The sequence below is a fragment of the Pseudonocardia sp. TMWB2A genome (assembly GCF_017312135.1).
The window spans coordinates 2,396,911-2,411,575 of record NZ_QKQY01000001.1; the positions used below are offsets into that span (position 1 = coordinate 2,396,911).

Consider the following 14,665-nt stretch of genomic DNA (forward strand, 5'->3'; position numbering starts at 1 on the left):
AAGGGGAGGCAGCAAAGAAAAATCACGCGAGGAACAGGAGGGCTTTCCCCCAACAGCAAAAAGCCGTCCCGCGGAATACGGAACGGCTGTGCCGGAGCATAAGTCCAAGGTTCAGCGCAAGCGGGGCTGGCCCGCTGCGGCGCGAATCACTTGATCTTGGCTTCCTTGAATTCGACATGCTTGCGCACGACGGGATCATATTTGCGCATCGACATTTTTTCGGTCTGGTTGCGCGGATTCTTCTTGGTCACGTAAAAGAAGCCGGTGTCAGCGGTGCTGACGAGACGGATTTTAATGGTGGTCGGCTTTGCCATGACCTTCGGTTCCCTATGATGAGTCGCGCCCCGCAGATACGGGACAGGACGATAAGCTGTCGGTAAAATAAAAAGCGGCAAAGCGCCGCCTTTCTTTCAAGCGCCGCCCAATGGTCCAAAAGCCGCCCGCTGTCAAGGGGGAGCGGGGGTAAAAGCGCGCGCATAACCGGAAACTTGACCGGTGCGCAGGCCGTGCGCCGCCGCTTCCTGTCTCAACCGGATATTAACCATGATGCGCGATGCTGGGGATTGGACGCGCAAGGGCTAGGGGGAAACCGGTCAAAGCCCCGCGCGACAGGGGGTGCAGGATGCAAAAATTATCCTATGATAACAGTGAATTATATTCGCATGGCGCGGCGCATATCGGGGCAGCTTTAGCGGGCCATATCGCGCTGGGCGAAGCGATTGCAGCGCTCGGACTTGCGGTGGTGCAGGGGCACAGCCGCCAATGTCTGACCGCCATCGAAGCGGTGCATGATAGCGCGCGTGCGAGCGGCTTTGCGACCGTCGCCTTGCTCGCGCGCACGCTCGAATCGGAGCTGGCCGACGGCGGGCGGATGCGCGCGATTGCCTGCTATATGGACGCGATGGAGGATGCACTCGACCTTGATGCCGCGCATCAGGCGGGCGCGCATATTTTTGACCTTGCGCGCGGTCAGGAGGCATTGCTTGCATCGCTTGCGCTGCGTATGCACGGCTGAGGCGTACGGATAAAGCATAAGCATCAGGGTCGATGGATTCATTATTGGGAGCATTGGTGGGAACGGCGCTGGCCGAAATGGGCGACCGTGGCCAATGGTTGTTCCTCGCGCTCATGCTCCATTTCCAAGAGCGCCAGCGCGTCCTGTTCGGCATGGTGCTGGCGACCGCGTTGAACAGCCTTATCTCGGCGATAGCGGGCCATTTTGTCGGGCTGATGATGACCGATTATCCGCAGCTTTTATTTTTGGGGATTGCGCTGTTTCTGGCGGGCATCACCATGTTTTTCCCGCCTTGGCGCAAAAAAACGGTCGATGAAGGCGCGACCAATGTGCTGCGCACCAGCTTCCTGTCTTTCCTGCTGCTCGGCTTTGGCGACCGCAGCCAGTTCATCATCGCCGCCAATGCCGCGCGCGATGTGGGCTTTTTATACAGCGCGATTGGCGGGACCATCGGCATCAGCCTTGCGATGATGCCGGTCTTTGTGTTGCGCCGTCAATTTGCGCGGCGTTTCCGCGTGCAGTGGGTGCGGCGGATTTCGGGGCTTTTGCTGGTGGTTGCGGCCCTGCTGCTGGCATTGCGCGCGCTGGCATTGATCGGGTGAACGAGCGCGCCGCTTAGACTGATTGAAAGCTTTCGTGGCGGCTAAGCGAAACCTTCTGCTAGACGTGTCGTTGACATAGAGAAGGCCGGTTGCGGCCATATTATCATCCCGGCGACAGGAGGCAAATTATGGTGGATACGCCCAAAAAACTCGATACCCCGACCGATCTTAAAACCAATGCAGTGAACAGCGTGTCGGATGCGCTCAATGCGCTGTTGGCGGATAGTTTCGCGCTTTATTTCAAGACCAAAAATTTCCACTGGCACGTGTCCGGTCCGCATTTCCGCGACTATCATTTGCTGTTCGACGAGCAGGCGGCGGAAATTTTCGCGACCACCGATGTGATTGCCGAACGCGTGCGCAAGATCGGCAACACCACTTTGCGCTCGATCGGCGATGTGAGCCGCCACCAGACGGTCAAGGATAATGACAAGGATTATGTGAGCGCCAAGGATATGCTCGCCGAATTGCGCGACGATAATCTGAAAATGGTCGAATCGCTGCGCACGCTCAAGGATCTCGCGGACGATGCCAAGGATAATGCGACCTCTGCGGTCGTCGACGAATGGACCGACGCCGCCGAACGCCGCGCCTGGTTCCTGTTCGAAGCCGCACAGGCGGGGTGAGCTTCGTACGCCTCCGCCCATTGTCTTGCTCCTTGAGGGAGGCATTGGAAGGATTGAAGAAGAGAGGGCGCGGGCCGGAATTGTGCCTTGGCGATGCGCGCCCTCATGGCGTTTTTACGCCCAATGGCCTTAACCTATTCCGTGCCCTCAAGCCACTTCTCGCCAACGCGCGGTCGGGCCTTTGCGGCTGCGGACGGCGGTGTGGCGGGAGGCTTGTTGGTGGGATTCGGCGAGCGGGACGGCGGTGTGGCAGGTGGCACATTCGGCAACGACGCGGCCGCAATACCAGCTTGTGCCGTCACAGGTCGGGCAACGGTTCACCTTGCCGGCATAGTAGATCATCGGATAGGCCATTGGAAATACAGATAAAACTCGCGCATTATTGCATCAAAAATGCCGGAAAAGCGCCGCATCAAAGCCCCCGACAGCCTGCCTTCTAGCCGATAAGGCCGCATAGATGAATCGCCTTTTTTCACCGGTGAACGGTTCATCGTCCGCCTGTTGCATCGAAGACTCACCTCCACCCCCCTAAAATGCTGTGGATATCCATGTAAAAGCATGGCCTCTCCCCTTGCTCCCCAAAGGGTTCCGGATTAAGGGCCGTGAGCATGGTTGAAGCTGTTGCACACTCCGCTCCCGTCAAAATTGCCCCCTCCATCCTGAGCGCCGATTTCGCGCGGCTGGGCGAGGAAATCCGCGCTATTGACGCGGCCGGATGCGACTGGATCCATGTCGATGTAATGGACGGGCATTTTGTCCCGAATATTACAATCGGCCCCGGCGTTGTAAAATCTCTGCGCCCCCATTCGGCCAAGCCGTTCGACGTGCATCTGATGATTGCGCCAGTCGATCCGTTCCTTGACGCTTTTGCCGAAGCGGGCGCGGATATTATCAGCTTTCACCCCGAAGCAGGGCCGCATCCGCACCGCACCGTGCAGCGTATCAAATCGCTCGGCAAGCAAGCGGGGATTGTGCTCAATCCCGCAACCCCGGTGGATGTGCTGGATTATCTGATCGACGATATTGATCTGGTGCTGGTGATGAGCGTCAACCCCGGCTTTGGCGGGCAAAGCTTTATCGACAGCCAGTTGCGCAAGATTGAAGACATTCGCCGCCGCATCGATGCGAGCGGGCGCGCGATCGAACTGGAAGTCGATGGGGGGATTGATGCCAACACCGCCCCGCGCGCAATTGCGGCGGGGGCGACGGCGCTGGTCGCAGGCACCGCGACCTTCCGTGGCGGTCCTGATGCTTATGCCGCCAATATCCAGATGCTGAGAGGTGCTTAAGCAGCCGGAATGGACGATCATTCCCCTCCCGATAAAGCCATAGACCCCGCCCAGATCGGACAAGAGGGCGACCCGATCGAGGAGGGCAAGCGCCTTATCCGCCTGTCCGGCGACAAGGGGCTGTCGCTGGGGGACCGGATTGCGCATCATTTCACGCGGCTGACATGGCGCACGCCGTTGCACCGTTTCCGGTTGAAGGGTCGCTATCCGCTCAAATTGCTCGCCGTGCCGCAAGACCCGGTGGCGGGCGATCCGGCGGCGGGGCAAGCCATACGCGCGGGCCATTTCCTGTTTCGCGGGATGAAGCAGCCGGTGCGCGCGATTGATTTCAGCGCGCTCGATGTCCCCCCGCCCTTTGCCGATTATATCCATAGTTTTGCATGGCTGCGCGACCTTGCAAGCGCCGCGCCGCGCAATGAGGCAGCCCCCATTGCCGAACGCGTGTTGCGCAAATGGACCCAAGTTCATGCCGAGCAGGTGAGCGAGCCGGCGTGGCGCGCCGATCTGGTGGGCTGGCGCTTGCTTTATTGGACGTCCCATGCGCCGCTGCTCTTGTCGCATCAGGATATTGTGCTGCGCTCGACCGTGTTGAACGGCATTGCGCGCATGGCGCGGCATCTCGATTTGAGCGCCGACAAGATGCAGCCCGGATTGCCGCAACTGGTGGCTTGGTCGGGTGTGGTTGCCGCCTCGCTGCTCATTCCGGGCGGAGAGCCGCGCCGGATATTCGGCGAAGCGGGCCTCAAAAAGGCGCTCGAAACCGCCTTCTATGTCGATGGCGGCACGATTTCGCGTTCCCCTTCGGCGCAACTGGATTCGGTCATGGCCCTGTCGATGCTGGAGCGCGCTTATGCCGCCGTCGGCATCGTCCCGCCGCCTTTTTTGGGTGAAGTCATGGCGCAGGCCGTGCCTGCATTGCTCGGCATCACCCACGGCGATGGCGGGCTCGGCAATTGGCAGGGGAGCGGGGCGACCGGCGCGGACAAAGTACGCGCGGTGGTCGAAGGCAGCCGCATCCGCGCCCGCCCGCTCAAACAGGCGCGCGATTGGGGCTATCAGCGCATCACATCGGGGCAAGGCGTGCTGATCGTCGATGCGGCCCCGCCGCCGGTCGCACGATTGGCCGAAGCGGGCTGTGCCTCGACGCTCGCGCTGGAATTTTCGCACGGGAGCAACCGCATTTTTGTGAATTGCGGCGGCGCGGGGCTGACCGGCGCGACCATCCCGCAGGATCTCGCGCAAGGGCTGCGTACGACCGCCGCCCATTCGACGCTCGTGCTAGCCGACACCAATTCGACCGCGATTTTGAACGATGGCACGCTGGGGCGCGGCGTTACCGAAGTCGAACTCGACCGGCGCGAAAGCGAAAGCGGCAGTCGCCTCGAAATGAGCCATGACGGCTATGTGAAGCGCCACGGCTTTGCGCATCGCCGCTTGCTCATCCTTGCCCCCGGCGGGCAGGAATTGCGCGGCGAGGATATGCTCATCCCCGCTGGCCGCAAGCGCAAACAAGCCCCCGCGCCTTTTGCTGCGCGCTTCCATCTGGCACCGGGCATTGACGTGCGGCTCACCGCCGACCGGCAGGGCGCGCTCTTACGCCTCGAAGATGGCGCGCTGTGGCAATTCCGCTGCACCGGCGGCGCACTTGCTATCGAAGATAGTTTATGGGTGGACGGGCAAGGCCGCCCCCATCCCGCCCAGCAGCTCGTCATCTCCGGCACCAGTGAACCGGGCGGATGCAGCATCGGCTGGCTCGTCAAGAATATCGGCTGACATTTTTCAATTTTGAACAGGATGAACATGGACAAGGTTACGATCAAACGCGCGCTGCTTTCGGTTTCGGACAAGAGCGGTCTTGTGGAATTGGGCAAGGCGCTCGCGGCGAAGGGCGTGGATCTTGTCTCGACCGGCGGCACCGCCAAGGCGTTGCGCGATGCGGGGCTCCCCGTGCGCGACATATCGGACCTCACCGGCTTTCCCGAAATGATGGATGGCCGCGTCAAGACCCTGCATCCCAAAGTGCATGGCGGGCTTTTGGCGGTGCGCGACAATCAAGAGCATGTCGCGTCGATGGAAGAGCATGAGATTGGCGCGATCGACTTGGTGGTCGTCAACCTCTACCCCTTTGCCGCGACGGTCGCCAAAGGAGCGGAGCGCGACGAGATTATCGAAAATATCGACATTGGCGGGCCGTCGATGGTGCGTTCAGCGGCGAAAAACCATGCGAGCGTCGCGATTGTCACCGATCCGGCTGACTATGCGCTGGTAGCAAGCGGAGAAACCGACCTTGCGACCCGCCGCAAGCTCGCCGCCAAAGCCTATGCCGCGACCGCAACCTATGACGGCATGATTTCGCAATGGTTCGCCTTTGCCGACCAGCAGCAAGCCTTTCCCGATGTGCTGGCCTTGACCGCCAACAAGCGCGAAGAATTGCGCTATGGCGAAAATCCGCACCAGAGCGCGGCGCTCTATATTCCGGCAGGCCCGCACGCCAATGGCATTGCGCAGGCGCAGCAGGTGCAGGGCAAGGAATTAAGCTATAATAATTATAATGACGCCGATGCCGCATTGGAACTGGTCAGCGAATTTCGCGATGGTCCGCCGACCGTGGTGATTGTGAAGCACGCCAATCCGTGCGGTGTTGCGAGCGCGGATACGCTGCTTGATGCGTATAAAGACGCGCTTGCTTGCGATAGCGTCTCCGCTTTTGGTGGCATCATCGCGGTCAACCGGCCTTTGGACGCCGACACCGCGCAAGCGATGAGCGAGATTTTCACCGAAGTCGTGGCCGCGCCCTCCGCAAGCGAAGAAGCCAAGGCGATCTTTTCCAAGAAGAAAAATCTGCGGCTATTGCTCACCGGCGACCTTCCCGACCCGGCGCGCGGCGGCTTGCAGGTCAAGAGCATCGCGGGCGGCTATCTGGTGCAGGCACGCGACAATGGCCGCATTACACGCGATGCCCTCAAAACCGTGACCAAGCGCGCGCCGACCCCTCAAGAACTGGACGACTGCCTGTTCGCCTGGACGGTGGCGAAGCACGTCAAATCCAACGCGATTGTCTATGCCAAGGACGGCAGCACCGCAGGGATTGGCGCAGGCCAGATGAACCGGCTGGAATCCGCGCGCATCGCGGCTTGGAAAGCCAAGGATGCCGCTGACAAAGCCGGGTGGGAAACGCCCCGCACCATCGGCTCGGCGGTCGCCTCCGACGCCTTCTTCCCGTTCGCCGACGGCCTGTTGGCTGCGGTCGAAGCGGGTGCTACCGCCGTCATCCAACCGGGCGGCTCGATCCGCGACGAGGAAGTCATTGCCGCGGCCGACGAAGCAGGCCTCGCGATGGTCTTCACCGGGATGCGCCATTTCCGGCATTGAGGTGAGCAGGGGAGTGTAAGCGCGAGGCTTCCTTTTTCCCGCTAGCCCTGAGCCCTGAGCGCGGGGTTTTAATTTCCCCGCTAGCCCTGAGCTTGTCGAAGGGCGGGGAGAGGCAAGGCGCAAGGCTGAGGGGCGTGCTTCGACAAGCTCAGCACTAGCGGTTTGGGGAGAGCGCAGTCTGGAGCGGACGCGGTGCGGAGATTACGCGGTGTGGGGATAGCGCGGTGTGGGGAAGCGTGGCGTGGAGGAACGTGGCGGTTCAAATTTAGCCGCTAACTTCGAGCTTTAATTTCCCCGCTAGCCCTGAGCTTGTCGAAGGGCGGGGCTGATGCGGGGTGTATGGTTAAGGGGCGTGCTTCGACAAGCTCAGCACTAACGGTATGGGGTGAGAGCGGGTTTAAAGCCCGGCAATAGATAAGCGTCCTCCATCCCCCACCCCGCAAAAAGCACCGTCGTTTACCGGAAATCCGCCATCCCTTAACAAAATGGCAACCATCACAGATTAGCTTTTCCCGCGCGTCCTGAAGGGCGCACAGGGGAGGTAGGCGATGATTCGTCCTTTCAAACGGTGGAACGGCTTTTGTTATCTGGGCGCAGCGGGCGTCGGCTTGGCGCTTGATGTTGCGCTTTATTGTGTCGCGCTTGCCCATATGATGCTCCCCGTGCTGGCCGCCGCTTTTGCTTATGCCGCGGGCGCGGTGGTGACCGGGTGGCTGTGCCAGCACGGCGTGTTCGCCCACCAGACCGCGACCGTCTCGCAACTACGCGACCGGCAAAAAGCGATGTTTGTCAAAGCGTCGGCCATCGGCCTGATCGTCACCAGCGCCACCATCATGTTGGGGCTGGGCATCGGCATGGGGCCGCTCGCCGCCAAGGCGCTCGCCATTGTGTTGAGCTTTTACGCCAGCCTTTTGCCCCGCCGCCAGATGTTGCTCATCGACTAACAGCGATAGTCCGAAAGGCTGGCGCTTTATCGGCGCCTTATTGGCACCTGCCCAACTCAATAGCGTTCCAGTTCCACACCCATTTTGCGATAGCCGTGGACGAAACAGGCGTTGGTGCGCTCGACCTCGCCCGTCACATGGACGCGCAGGCGGCGTTTGGCCATTTCTTCCATCAGGATCGAAATTTGCAATTCGGCAAGGCGCGCGCCGACGCAGCGGTGGATGCCGTGGCCGAATGCCAGATGCCGCCGCGCATTTTCGCGGTCGACGATGATGTCGTCGGGCCGTTCGAACACCGCTTCGTCGCGGTTGGCGGAAATATACCACAGGATGAGCTTGTCCATCGCCTTGACCTCATGGCCGAACAGTTCGGCATCGGCGGTCGCGGTGCGGCGCATATGCGCGAGTGGCGTTTGCCAGCGGATAATTTCTGACGTGGCATTGGGAATGAGCGCCGGATTGGCCTCAAGCTTGGCGCGCTCGTCGGGGAATTTATCCATGCCATAAGCATAAGCCGACATACTATTACGCGTCGTATCATTGCCGCCGACGATGAGCAGGACAAGATTGCCCATAAATTCTTCGTCCGACATATGGCTCATCGCCTCGCTATGGATCATCATCGAGATGAGATCGGGCGTGGGTTCGGCGTTGAGTTTGCTGTCCCAAAGCTGTTTGAAATTGGCCGCCATGTCATAAAGGACGGCGAGCCGCTGTTCCTTTAACGCGGCGCTGGTGGCGATTTCGATATCGCCCGCCCAGTCCGACCAATAGGTCAGCTTGCGGCGGTTTTCCCACGGAAAATCGAACAGGATGGCGAGCATCTGGGTGGTGAGTTCGATCGACACTTTATCGACCCAGTCAAAGCTTTCGCCGACCGGGAGCCTGTCCAATATTTCCGCCGTGCGCTGGCGGATATCGCCCGACATACGCGTCATTTCGGCAGGCGTAAAGGCGGGCGCAACCGTGCGGCGCTGGCCGGTATGTTGCGGGCGGTCCATCGCGATGAACATCGGCAACTGGATGCGGTCATCATCATTGCGGTCGGCAATGGTGATGCCGCTATATTCCCACGACGAGGAATAAAGTTCGGGCAGCGATTCGACATGCTGGATCGCGGCATGGCTGGAAATATTCCAGTAAGGGCCAAAAATGCTGTTTTCGCAGCGATTAACCGGCGCGTCGAGTCGCATCGCGCGGAACGGCTCCTGCCATTTATCCTCGCGATACAGTTCGGGGCGGCTCATATCATTGGGCGCGCTGGGCGGCGGATCTTCGCTGCGCGGCACATTCATCCGCTCGGGAATCCAGTCCTGCCCTACAGTATCGCTGGGGCTACCGGCGATGCCGGATGCGTGCGTCAGTTCCTCTACGGCTTGGTTGTCCATCAAACACTCTCCTCTGGCCCGTCGCGAAACAGCTTAAGCGAATCACGAATCAAGCGGCGTCCGGCTTTTTGCCGTTACATAGGACAGACTGCCCTTACTGACACATATGTCAATGGCTATTCGGCGGAAGAGGGGAAATAATTTGGCGGGTTGGGGGGGGTGATGTGTTGAGGTGTGAGGTGGAGGAGAGTGGAAGGGAAAGGGAAAGGGAGAAATAGCGAAAGAAAGAAGTAAGACTCCCCTCTCCCCTTGTGGGCGTGAGGGTGTTTGGGGTCGAAATTGCCCCCGGCAATTTCTAAACCATGCGGGGCATGGTTTACCCCAAAAACCATCACGGGTTGTGCAGACTTGGCAGCTTGCTGCCTAGTCGGAGCTGGGTGAGGGGTAAGCGATTGCATCGCAATCGCGCGAACCTACGGTTCGCATACCCCTCTTCCAACTGCGCCTAACGCCTGCGGCGTAAGGCTTCGTATCCTTCTCCCACAAGGGGAGAAGGTTGGCGGAAGGAGAACGTTTGCGCGACCCCCCTCACACCACAGCTTCCTCCAAATCCTCGGCCCGGAATTTGCGGCGCCCCGTCAGTTTCGACCACCAGCCGCCGCCCGATTTCAAGACGCCTGCGCGGAACATTCTGACCGACAGCCAGATGACGAGCGCGACCCAGGCGCTTTGCCACAGGATTGCGGCCAGATGCGGCCATAAAGCCGCGTCATGCACACCATGCGCGGCCATGGCGAGCGGCGAGCTGAACGGGATGATTTCGGCGATGCGCGCGACCAGTGTGGCGGGGGCGGCAGCGGCGGCGGTCGCCAGCCCGAACATCGCCATTTGCACCAAGGTGATGGGGAGCGAGAGCATCTGGATTTCGCGGATGGTCGCGGCTTGCGAGCCGATTCCCAGAAAAAGTGCGCCCAAAATGAGGAAGGCGAGGATGAAATAGACAAAGCATGACAGCCCGAACAGCGGCCAGCCGATGGCGGGCGCGACCACCGCAAGCGCGCTGGCGATATTGGGGTCCGCCGCCCCGATAAGCTGCGGCAAGGCCATCGCGCCTATCCCCGCCCAAAAGGCGATGAACAGGAAAGCGACCCCCAGCATCCCCAGCAATTTGCCGAAAAACACCGATTCGAGCGGGGCGGCGGCGGCAAGGATTTCGATGACCTTATTGGCCTTTTCCTCCGCCATCATGCCGACCGACTGGCTCGCAAGGATGAGTGTCAGCATGAACAAGGTGATGACCGCGACAAAGGCGAGCAAATTGCGGCCCATGCGCGAATCCTGTTCCTGTTTGGCGACGATAAAAGTGGGATTGGCGGCCATGTCTGCACGGTCGCCGAGCGCCGCGCTGCGCAAAGTTTGTGTTGCCAGATTGGCGAGATAGGGGCCGGACACGGTCTTGTCCGAGGCTTTGATGATGACGGGCCGCGCGGGGTCGCCATAAAGGATCGCGCGCGTGTCATAATCCTTGTCGAGCATCAGGCGCTTGGCCTGCGCGGGGACATCCGCGCCGGGCATGACAAAATGGAGCGCGGGCGGCTGTATCTCTTCGATCATCCCGTCGCGCATCATCTTGTCGGCGGCGCGATAGGCCGCAACCGCATCGGCGGGCGCGATGATGATGATGCGGTCCTTGGCGCTGCTGCCATCGGCAACCGCCGCGGCCCCCATGCCGCCAAGGCCTCCGAACGCAACCATCAGCAACGGCGCGAGCAGGAATAAAAGGAATGTCGGCGTCATCACAATCGCCAGAAAGTCGCGCCGCGCAACTACCAAGGCCTGCCGGATATTCTGGTTCATGCCGATGGCTCCTCCTGCGCTTCGCTGGTGGCCGGTAGGCCCGCGCTGCTGCCCGCTTCGGCATCGGCCTTGCGCACAATTTCGACAAAGGCTTCGTGGAGGCCTGGGCGGTCGAGCGTCAGACGTTCGATGCCCAACCCGCCTTCGACGATGCGGGCGAGCGCGGCTTGCGCCTCGCCTTCTTTGACCGGCGCCTGCCACAGTTCGCCTTGCACGCGCGCGCCGGACGGCAGGAGGGCGGCCACCTTGGCCGGGTCCGCGCCCGCCTCCGGCATATAGCGCAGATAGAGCGGCAAGGTGCCGCGCGCTTCTTCAACCGTACCTTCAAAGCGGCGTTTCGACCGCGCGATAATCGCCAGCCGGTCGCACAGACGTTCGGCATGGGCCATCACATGGGTTGAAAAAATCACCGTCGCGCCGCGCGCCTGTTCGGCCCGGATCAGCGTTTCCAGCCGCTCCTGATTGACCGGATCAAGACCGGAAAAAGGTTCGTCCAGCACGATCAGTTCGGGCTGATGCACGATGGAGCCTATCAACTGGACCATCTGCGCCATGCCTTTCGACATTTTCTTGACCTTTTCGTCAATCACGCGCGACAGGCCCGCTTGCTCCATCAACAGCCCCGCCCGTGCGCGACCGGTTTTCCAGTCTAATCCACGCAGCGCGCCCATGAAGGCCACCGCCTCGCGCGCGACCATATTGGGGTAAAGCCCGCGTTCTTCGGGAAGATAGCCGATGCGGTTGGCGGCACGGCGCGGCTTGGTTTCGCCCAGCACATTGCGCGTGCCGCTATCGGGGTCGATAATGCCGAGCATCATGCGGATCGTCGTCGTCTTGCCCGCACCATTGGGACCAAGCACACCATAAATCGTACCGCGCGGCACCGCGAGGCTGACCTTATCGACCGCACAATAATTTTCGAAATATTTGACCAGCCTGTCAGCCGTCAACACCATGTCGTTCAATATCTTTATCCCGTTCCGCGCAGCAGGCCGAAAGCCCGCCTTAACGCGCGATTGTTTAAGAACGGTTTAGCTTATGCGCATCATCTGGCAAGAGAGGCGCGATGAGCCGTAAGCCCCCCACCATTTATTCCGGTGCGCCCCTTGTTGCCACGCTTCAGGATGAAGCGCGCGATGCGGGCTTTGTCGCGTTCGGGATAGCCGATGCCGATGCCGCCCCGCAAAGCGCTGCGCGGCTCAAACAATGGCTCGATGAAGGGCGGCATGGCGATATGTTATGGATGGAAGAGCGCGCCAGCCAGCGCGGCAGCCCCAAAGGCTTGTGGCCACAGGTGCGCTCGGTGATCGCGCTCGGCATGAGCTATGCGCCCGCAATAGACCCGCTCGCCTTGGCCGCGCATCCGGACCGGGGCCGGATTTCTGTCTATGCACAAGGCGCGGACTATCATGACGTCGTCAAACGCGCGCTCAAACGGGTGGCCACCTGGCTCGTCCATCATAGCGCGGACGCCGATGTTAAAGTCTTTGTCGATACCGCCCCCGTCATGGAAAAGCCGCTCGCCGAAGCCGCCGGGCTTGGCTGGCAGGGCAAGCATAGCAATCTGGTCAGCCGCGATCATGGCGGTTGGCTGTTTCTCGGTGCTATCTATACGACGCTCGCTTTGCCCTCGTCCAAGGCGGGCAAGGACCGGTGCGGGCGCTGCACCGCCTGCCAACAGGCTTGTCCGACCGATGCGTTCCCCGCGCCCTATCGCGTCGATGCGCGGCGCTGTATTTCCTATCTCACGATCGAAAATAAAGGGCCGATCCCTCTCGAATATCGCAAAGCCATCGGCAACCGCATCTATGGTTGCGATGATTGTCTGGCGGTATGCCCGTGGAATAAATTCGCGCAAAGCGCCGCCGCCAACCGCGCGTTCCTGCCCCGCGCCGAACTGGTCGCGCCATCGCTTGGCGACCTGCTCGCGCTTGACGATGCCACATTCCGTCAGGTCTTTGCAGGCTCGCCCATCAAGCGCATCGGCCGCGACCGCATGGTGCGCAATGCAGCGATTGCGGCAGGCAATAGCGGCGATGCGGCGCTAGTGCCGGTGCTGGAGACACTCTGCGCCGACCCATCCGAAGTCGTCGCCGAGGCTGCATCATGGGCGATAGCAATATTGGGGCATAGCGGCGAATAACCCGCCGTATGTCCTGACGTGCCATTTTTGCGCGGCCTTATTTCCCCTTTTGGGGAACGGTGAAGCTGCCCGATACGCGGCCATGGCCGCTGCCCGGGATGACCGTGCCGGTGGGGCCGCGTTGCGGGGCGGAGGTGCCGCCTTCGCCATCGACCGTGGCGCGGCCGGTGGTAAGGTCAATCATCAAGCGCCCGCCGTTCAGCACATTGCTGCCTTGGGTGAGCTTCACATTGCCGAGCATCGTCACCAGCTTGCGATTAAGGTCATAGACCGCGACATCGCCGCGCGCGGTCTGGTCGTCGCGCTTGACCGTCACGCCGCCGGTCGCGTCGATGCGGTTGACCTGCGTGCCGCCCGCCTGGGTATAGGCAATCGTCATCCGGTCGGCGTTAAGCTGCATCCCCGCTTGCACGACAATCACATTGCCCGCGATGATCACGCGGTCGGCGCGGTCCTGCACCTCGATACGGTCGGCGGAAAAATTGACCGGCGCGTTGACGTCATGATTGCCGAGCGCTTGCGCTGCTGCCGGTTCGGACGGCTGGCCCGCCAGCACCGCCGCGAAGCCTAACCCCAGCCCTAAGGCCAGACGGCCCGCTAACCCCATTCGGGAAAAGGCCAATCCTGTCCGTGACAGAGTATTGAATAGGGCCGGGCGCTTGTGCTTCATGCGTCACTCAATTCTTATTCGTTCAGCGCTTGAGCGCGCCCTGTTTGATCTGGAGCTTTGCGTTGCCTTCCAGCACCACGGTCCGGCTCTTATTGTCGGCATATAAACGGTTTGCGCTATAGCTGCCAATATTCAAAGTGCCTTGCACGCCATCGGCCAGTTGCACCGTCTGTTTGTCGAGATCGGCGCTGAGGCCGCTCCCCGAAAATGTCCCCATCGGCATGGTACCGGACACCGTGCCGCGCCCTTGCAGCGTCTGGTTGTTGAGATCGACGAGCGCATTGGCAAGGGTGAGCGAATAGCCCTTATCCGATGTGAACAGGATTTGCCCCGGAATATCGACGGTTTCGGCCTTCATATCATAAAGGCCTTGCGCCGCTGTCAGCGACGCCGCGCCATCGGTCAGCCAGATTTTTGCGGCCAGTTGCTGCATATCGACCACCGGATTGGCCGATGTTTGCTGCACCGCCGATCCGGCCTGAAGCGTGAAGGGCTGCCCCTTATTATCCTCGCCGCGATACATGGCGTCGGTGGCGCGCATCCGTTCCTTGGCGACCTCGACCTTGTCCTTGGCCAGCACAAAACTGACCTCGTCATTATTGAACAAGGGGGCCAGCACCAGCACCGCGACCAGCGCACCGACCGCAATCGGCAGGCCGAATTTGAAGAGACGCAGCATCGCATCATAACGGCCACCGCTCGACGCGCGCTCCTGACGCTTGCTGCGCTCCTGCTCGGCTAAAGTCGAAACCGGAGCGGTTGAAGCCGAAGATATGGAAGGCGGGGGTGTTGGGGACATAGCGCGCTTCTATAACAGCT

15 protein-coding genes are annotated in these 14,665 nt (G+C 60.9%); 8 read left to right on the forward strand and 7 right to left on the reverse strand.

Annotation, left to right across the window (positions count from 1 at the left end; genetic code table 11):
- Positions 1-146 precede the first annotated feature (146 nt).
- The gene (gene rpmG / locus DMP17_RS11115) at positions 147-314 is read right to left on the reverse strand and encodes a 50S ribosomal protein L33 (RefSeq protein ID WP_337829150.1); all 168 of its coding nucleotides are present in this window, start codon (positions 312-314) and stop codon (positions 147-149) included.
- Between the two features lie 308 nt (positions 315-622).
- Between rpmG and DMP17_RS11120 the strand changes: the two genes are divergently transcribed.
- The 3 genes from DMP17_RS11120 (at position 623) to DMP17_RS11130 (ending at position 2,243) form a co-directional block, all read left to right on the forward strand.
- Complete coding sequence (locus tag DMP17_RS11120) at positions 623-1,015, forward strand: hypothetical protein (RefSeq protein WP_337829151.1); 393 nt, start codon at positions 623-625, stop codon at positions 1,013-1,015.
- Between the two features lie 56 nt (positions 1,016-1,071).
- Positions 1,072-1,617, forward strand: coding sequence for a TMEM165/GDT1 family protein (locus DMP17_RS11125; protein WP_337829152.1), 546 nt, complete (start codon positions 1,072-1,074; stop codon positions 1,615-1,617).
- Positions 1,618-1,745: 128 nt separating this feature from the next.
- On the forward strand, positions 1,746-2,243 hold the full coding sequence (locus tag DMP17_RS11130) for a Dps family protein (protein WP_337829153.1): 498 nt from the start codon (positions 1,746-1,748) through the stop codon (positions 2,241-2,243).
- A 147-nt stretch (positions 2,244-2,390) separates the two neighbouring features.
- On the opposite strand, the gene DMP17_RS11135 is transcribed toward DMP17_RS11130, so the two are convergent.
- On the reverse strand, positions 2,391-2,597 hold the full coding sequence (locus DMP17_RS11135; RefSeq protein WP_337829154.1) for a hypothetical protein: 207 nt from the start codon (positions 2,595-2,597) through the stop codon (positions 2,391-2,393).
- Between the two features lie 254 nt (positions 2,598-2,851).
- On the opposite strand from DMP17_RS11135, the gene rpe reads away from it, so the two are divergent.
- The 4 genes from rpe to DMP17_RS11155 all read left to right on the forward strand — a co-directional run bounded on the left by rpe (position 2,852) and on the right by DMP17_RS11155 (position 7,848).
- Positions 2,852-3,532 carry a ribulose-phosphate 3-epimerase gene (rpe, locus tag DMP17_RS11140; RefSeq protein ID WP_337829780.1) on the forward strand — a complete coding sequence of 227 codons (681 nt, stop codon included), beginning with the start codon at positions 2,852-2,854 and terminating at the stop codon, positions 3,530-3,532.
- A 225-nt stretch (positions 3,533-3,757) separates the two neighbouring features.
- Complete coding sequence (locus DMP17_RS11145; RefSeq protein ID WP_337829781.1) at positions 3,758-5,305, forward strand: heparinase II/III family protein; 1,548 nt, start codon at positions 3,758-3,760, stop codon at positions 5,303-5,305.
- A 21-nt stretch (positions 5,306-5,326) separates the two neighbouring features.
- On the forward strand, positions 5,327-6,904 hold the full coding sequence (gene purH / locus DMP17_RS11150; RefSeq protein ID WP_337829155.1) for a bifunctional phosphoribosylaminoimidazolecarboxamide formyltransferase/IMP cyclohydrolase: 1,578 nt from the start codon (positions 5,327-5,329) through the stop codon (positions 6,902-6,904).
- A 548-nt stretch (positions 6,905-7,452) separates the two neighbouring features.
- Positions 7,453-7,848, forward strand: a complete 396-nt coding sequence (locus tag DMP17_RS11155) for a GtrA family protein (RefSeq protein ID WP_337829156.1) — start codon at positions 7,453-7,455, stop codon at positions 7,846-7,848.
- A gap of 56 nt (positions 7,849-7,904) precedes the next feature.
- Here the strand turns inward: DMP17_RS11155 and DMP17_RS11160 are convergent, their stop codons facing one another.
- The 3 genes from DMP17_RS11160 to DMP17_RS11170 form a co-directional block, all read right to left on the reverse strand.
- A complete protein-coding gene (locus tag DMP17_RS11160) occupies positions 7,905-9,236 on the reverse strand; it encodes a cytochrome P450 (protein WP_337829157.1) in 1,332 nt (443 codons plus the stop codon).
- Positions 9,237-9,764: 528 nt separating this feature from the next.
- On the reverse strand, positions 9,765-11,033 hold the full coding sequence (locus DMP17_RS11165) for an ABC transporter permease (RefSeq protein WP_337829158.1): 1,269 nt from the start codon (positions 11,031-11,033) through the stop codon (positions 9,765-9,767).
- On the reverse strand, positions 11,030-11,989 hold the full coding sequence (locus DMP17_RS11170; RefSeq protein ID WP_337829782.1) for an ABC transporter ATP-binding protein: 960 nt from the start codon (positions 11,987-11,989) through the stop codon (positions 11,030-11,032). Before DMP17_RS11170 ends, DMP17_RS11165 begins: the two co-directional genes overlap by 4 nt.
- A gap of 110 nt (positions 11,990-12,099) precedes the next feature.
- Here DMP17_RS11170 and queG point away from each other — a divergent pair, with 110 nt between their 5' ends.
- A complete protein-coding gene (gene queG, locus DMP17_RS11175) occupies positions 12,100-13,176 on the forward strand; it encodes a tRNA epoxyqueuosine(34) reductase QueG (protein ID WP_337829159.1) in 1,077 nt (358 codons plus the stop codon).
- Between the two features lie 37 nt (positions 13,177-13,213).
- Here queG and DMP17_RS11180 read toward each other — a convergent pair whose 3' ends face one another.
- Together DMP17_RS11180 and lptC are read right to left on the reverse strand one after the other, a co-directional pair.
- The gene (locus DMP17_RS11180) at positions 13,214-13,846 is read right to left on the reverse strand and encodes an LptA/OstA family protein (RefSeq protein ID WP_337829160.1); all 633 of its coding nucleotides are present in this window, start codon (positions 13,844-13,846) and stop codon (positions 13,214-13,216) included.
- A gap of 22 nt (positions 13,847-13,868) precedes the next feature.
- Positions 13,869-14,645: an LPS export ABC transporter periplasmic protein LptC gene (gene lptC / locus DMP17_RS11185; RefSeq protein WP_337829161.1), complete on the reverse strand. Its 777-nt coding sequence runs from the start codon at positions 14,643-14,645 to the stop codon at positions 13,869-13,871.
- Positions 14,646-14,665 lie beyond the last annotated feature (20 nt).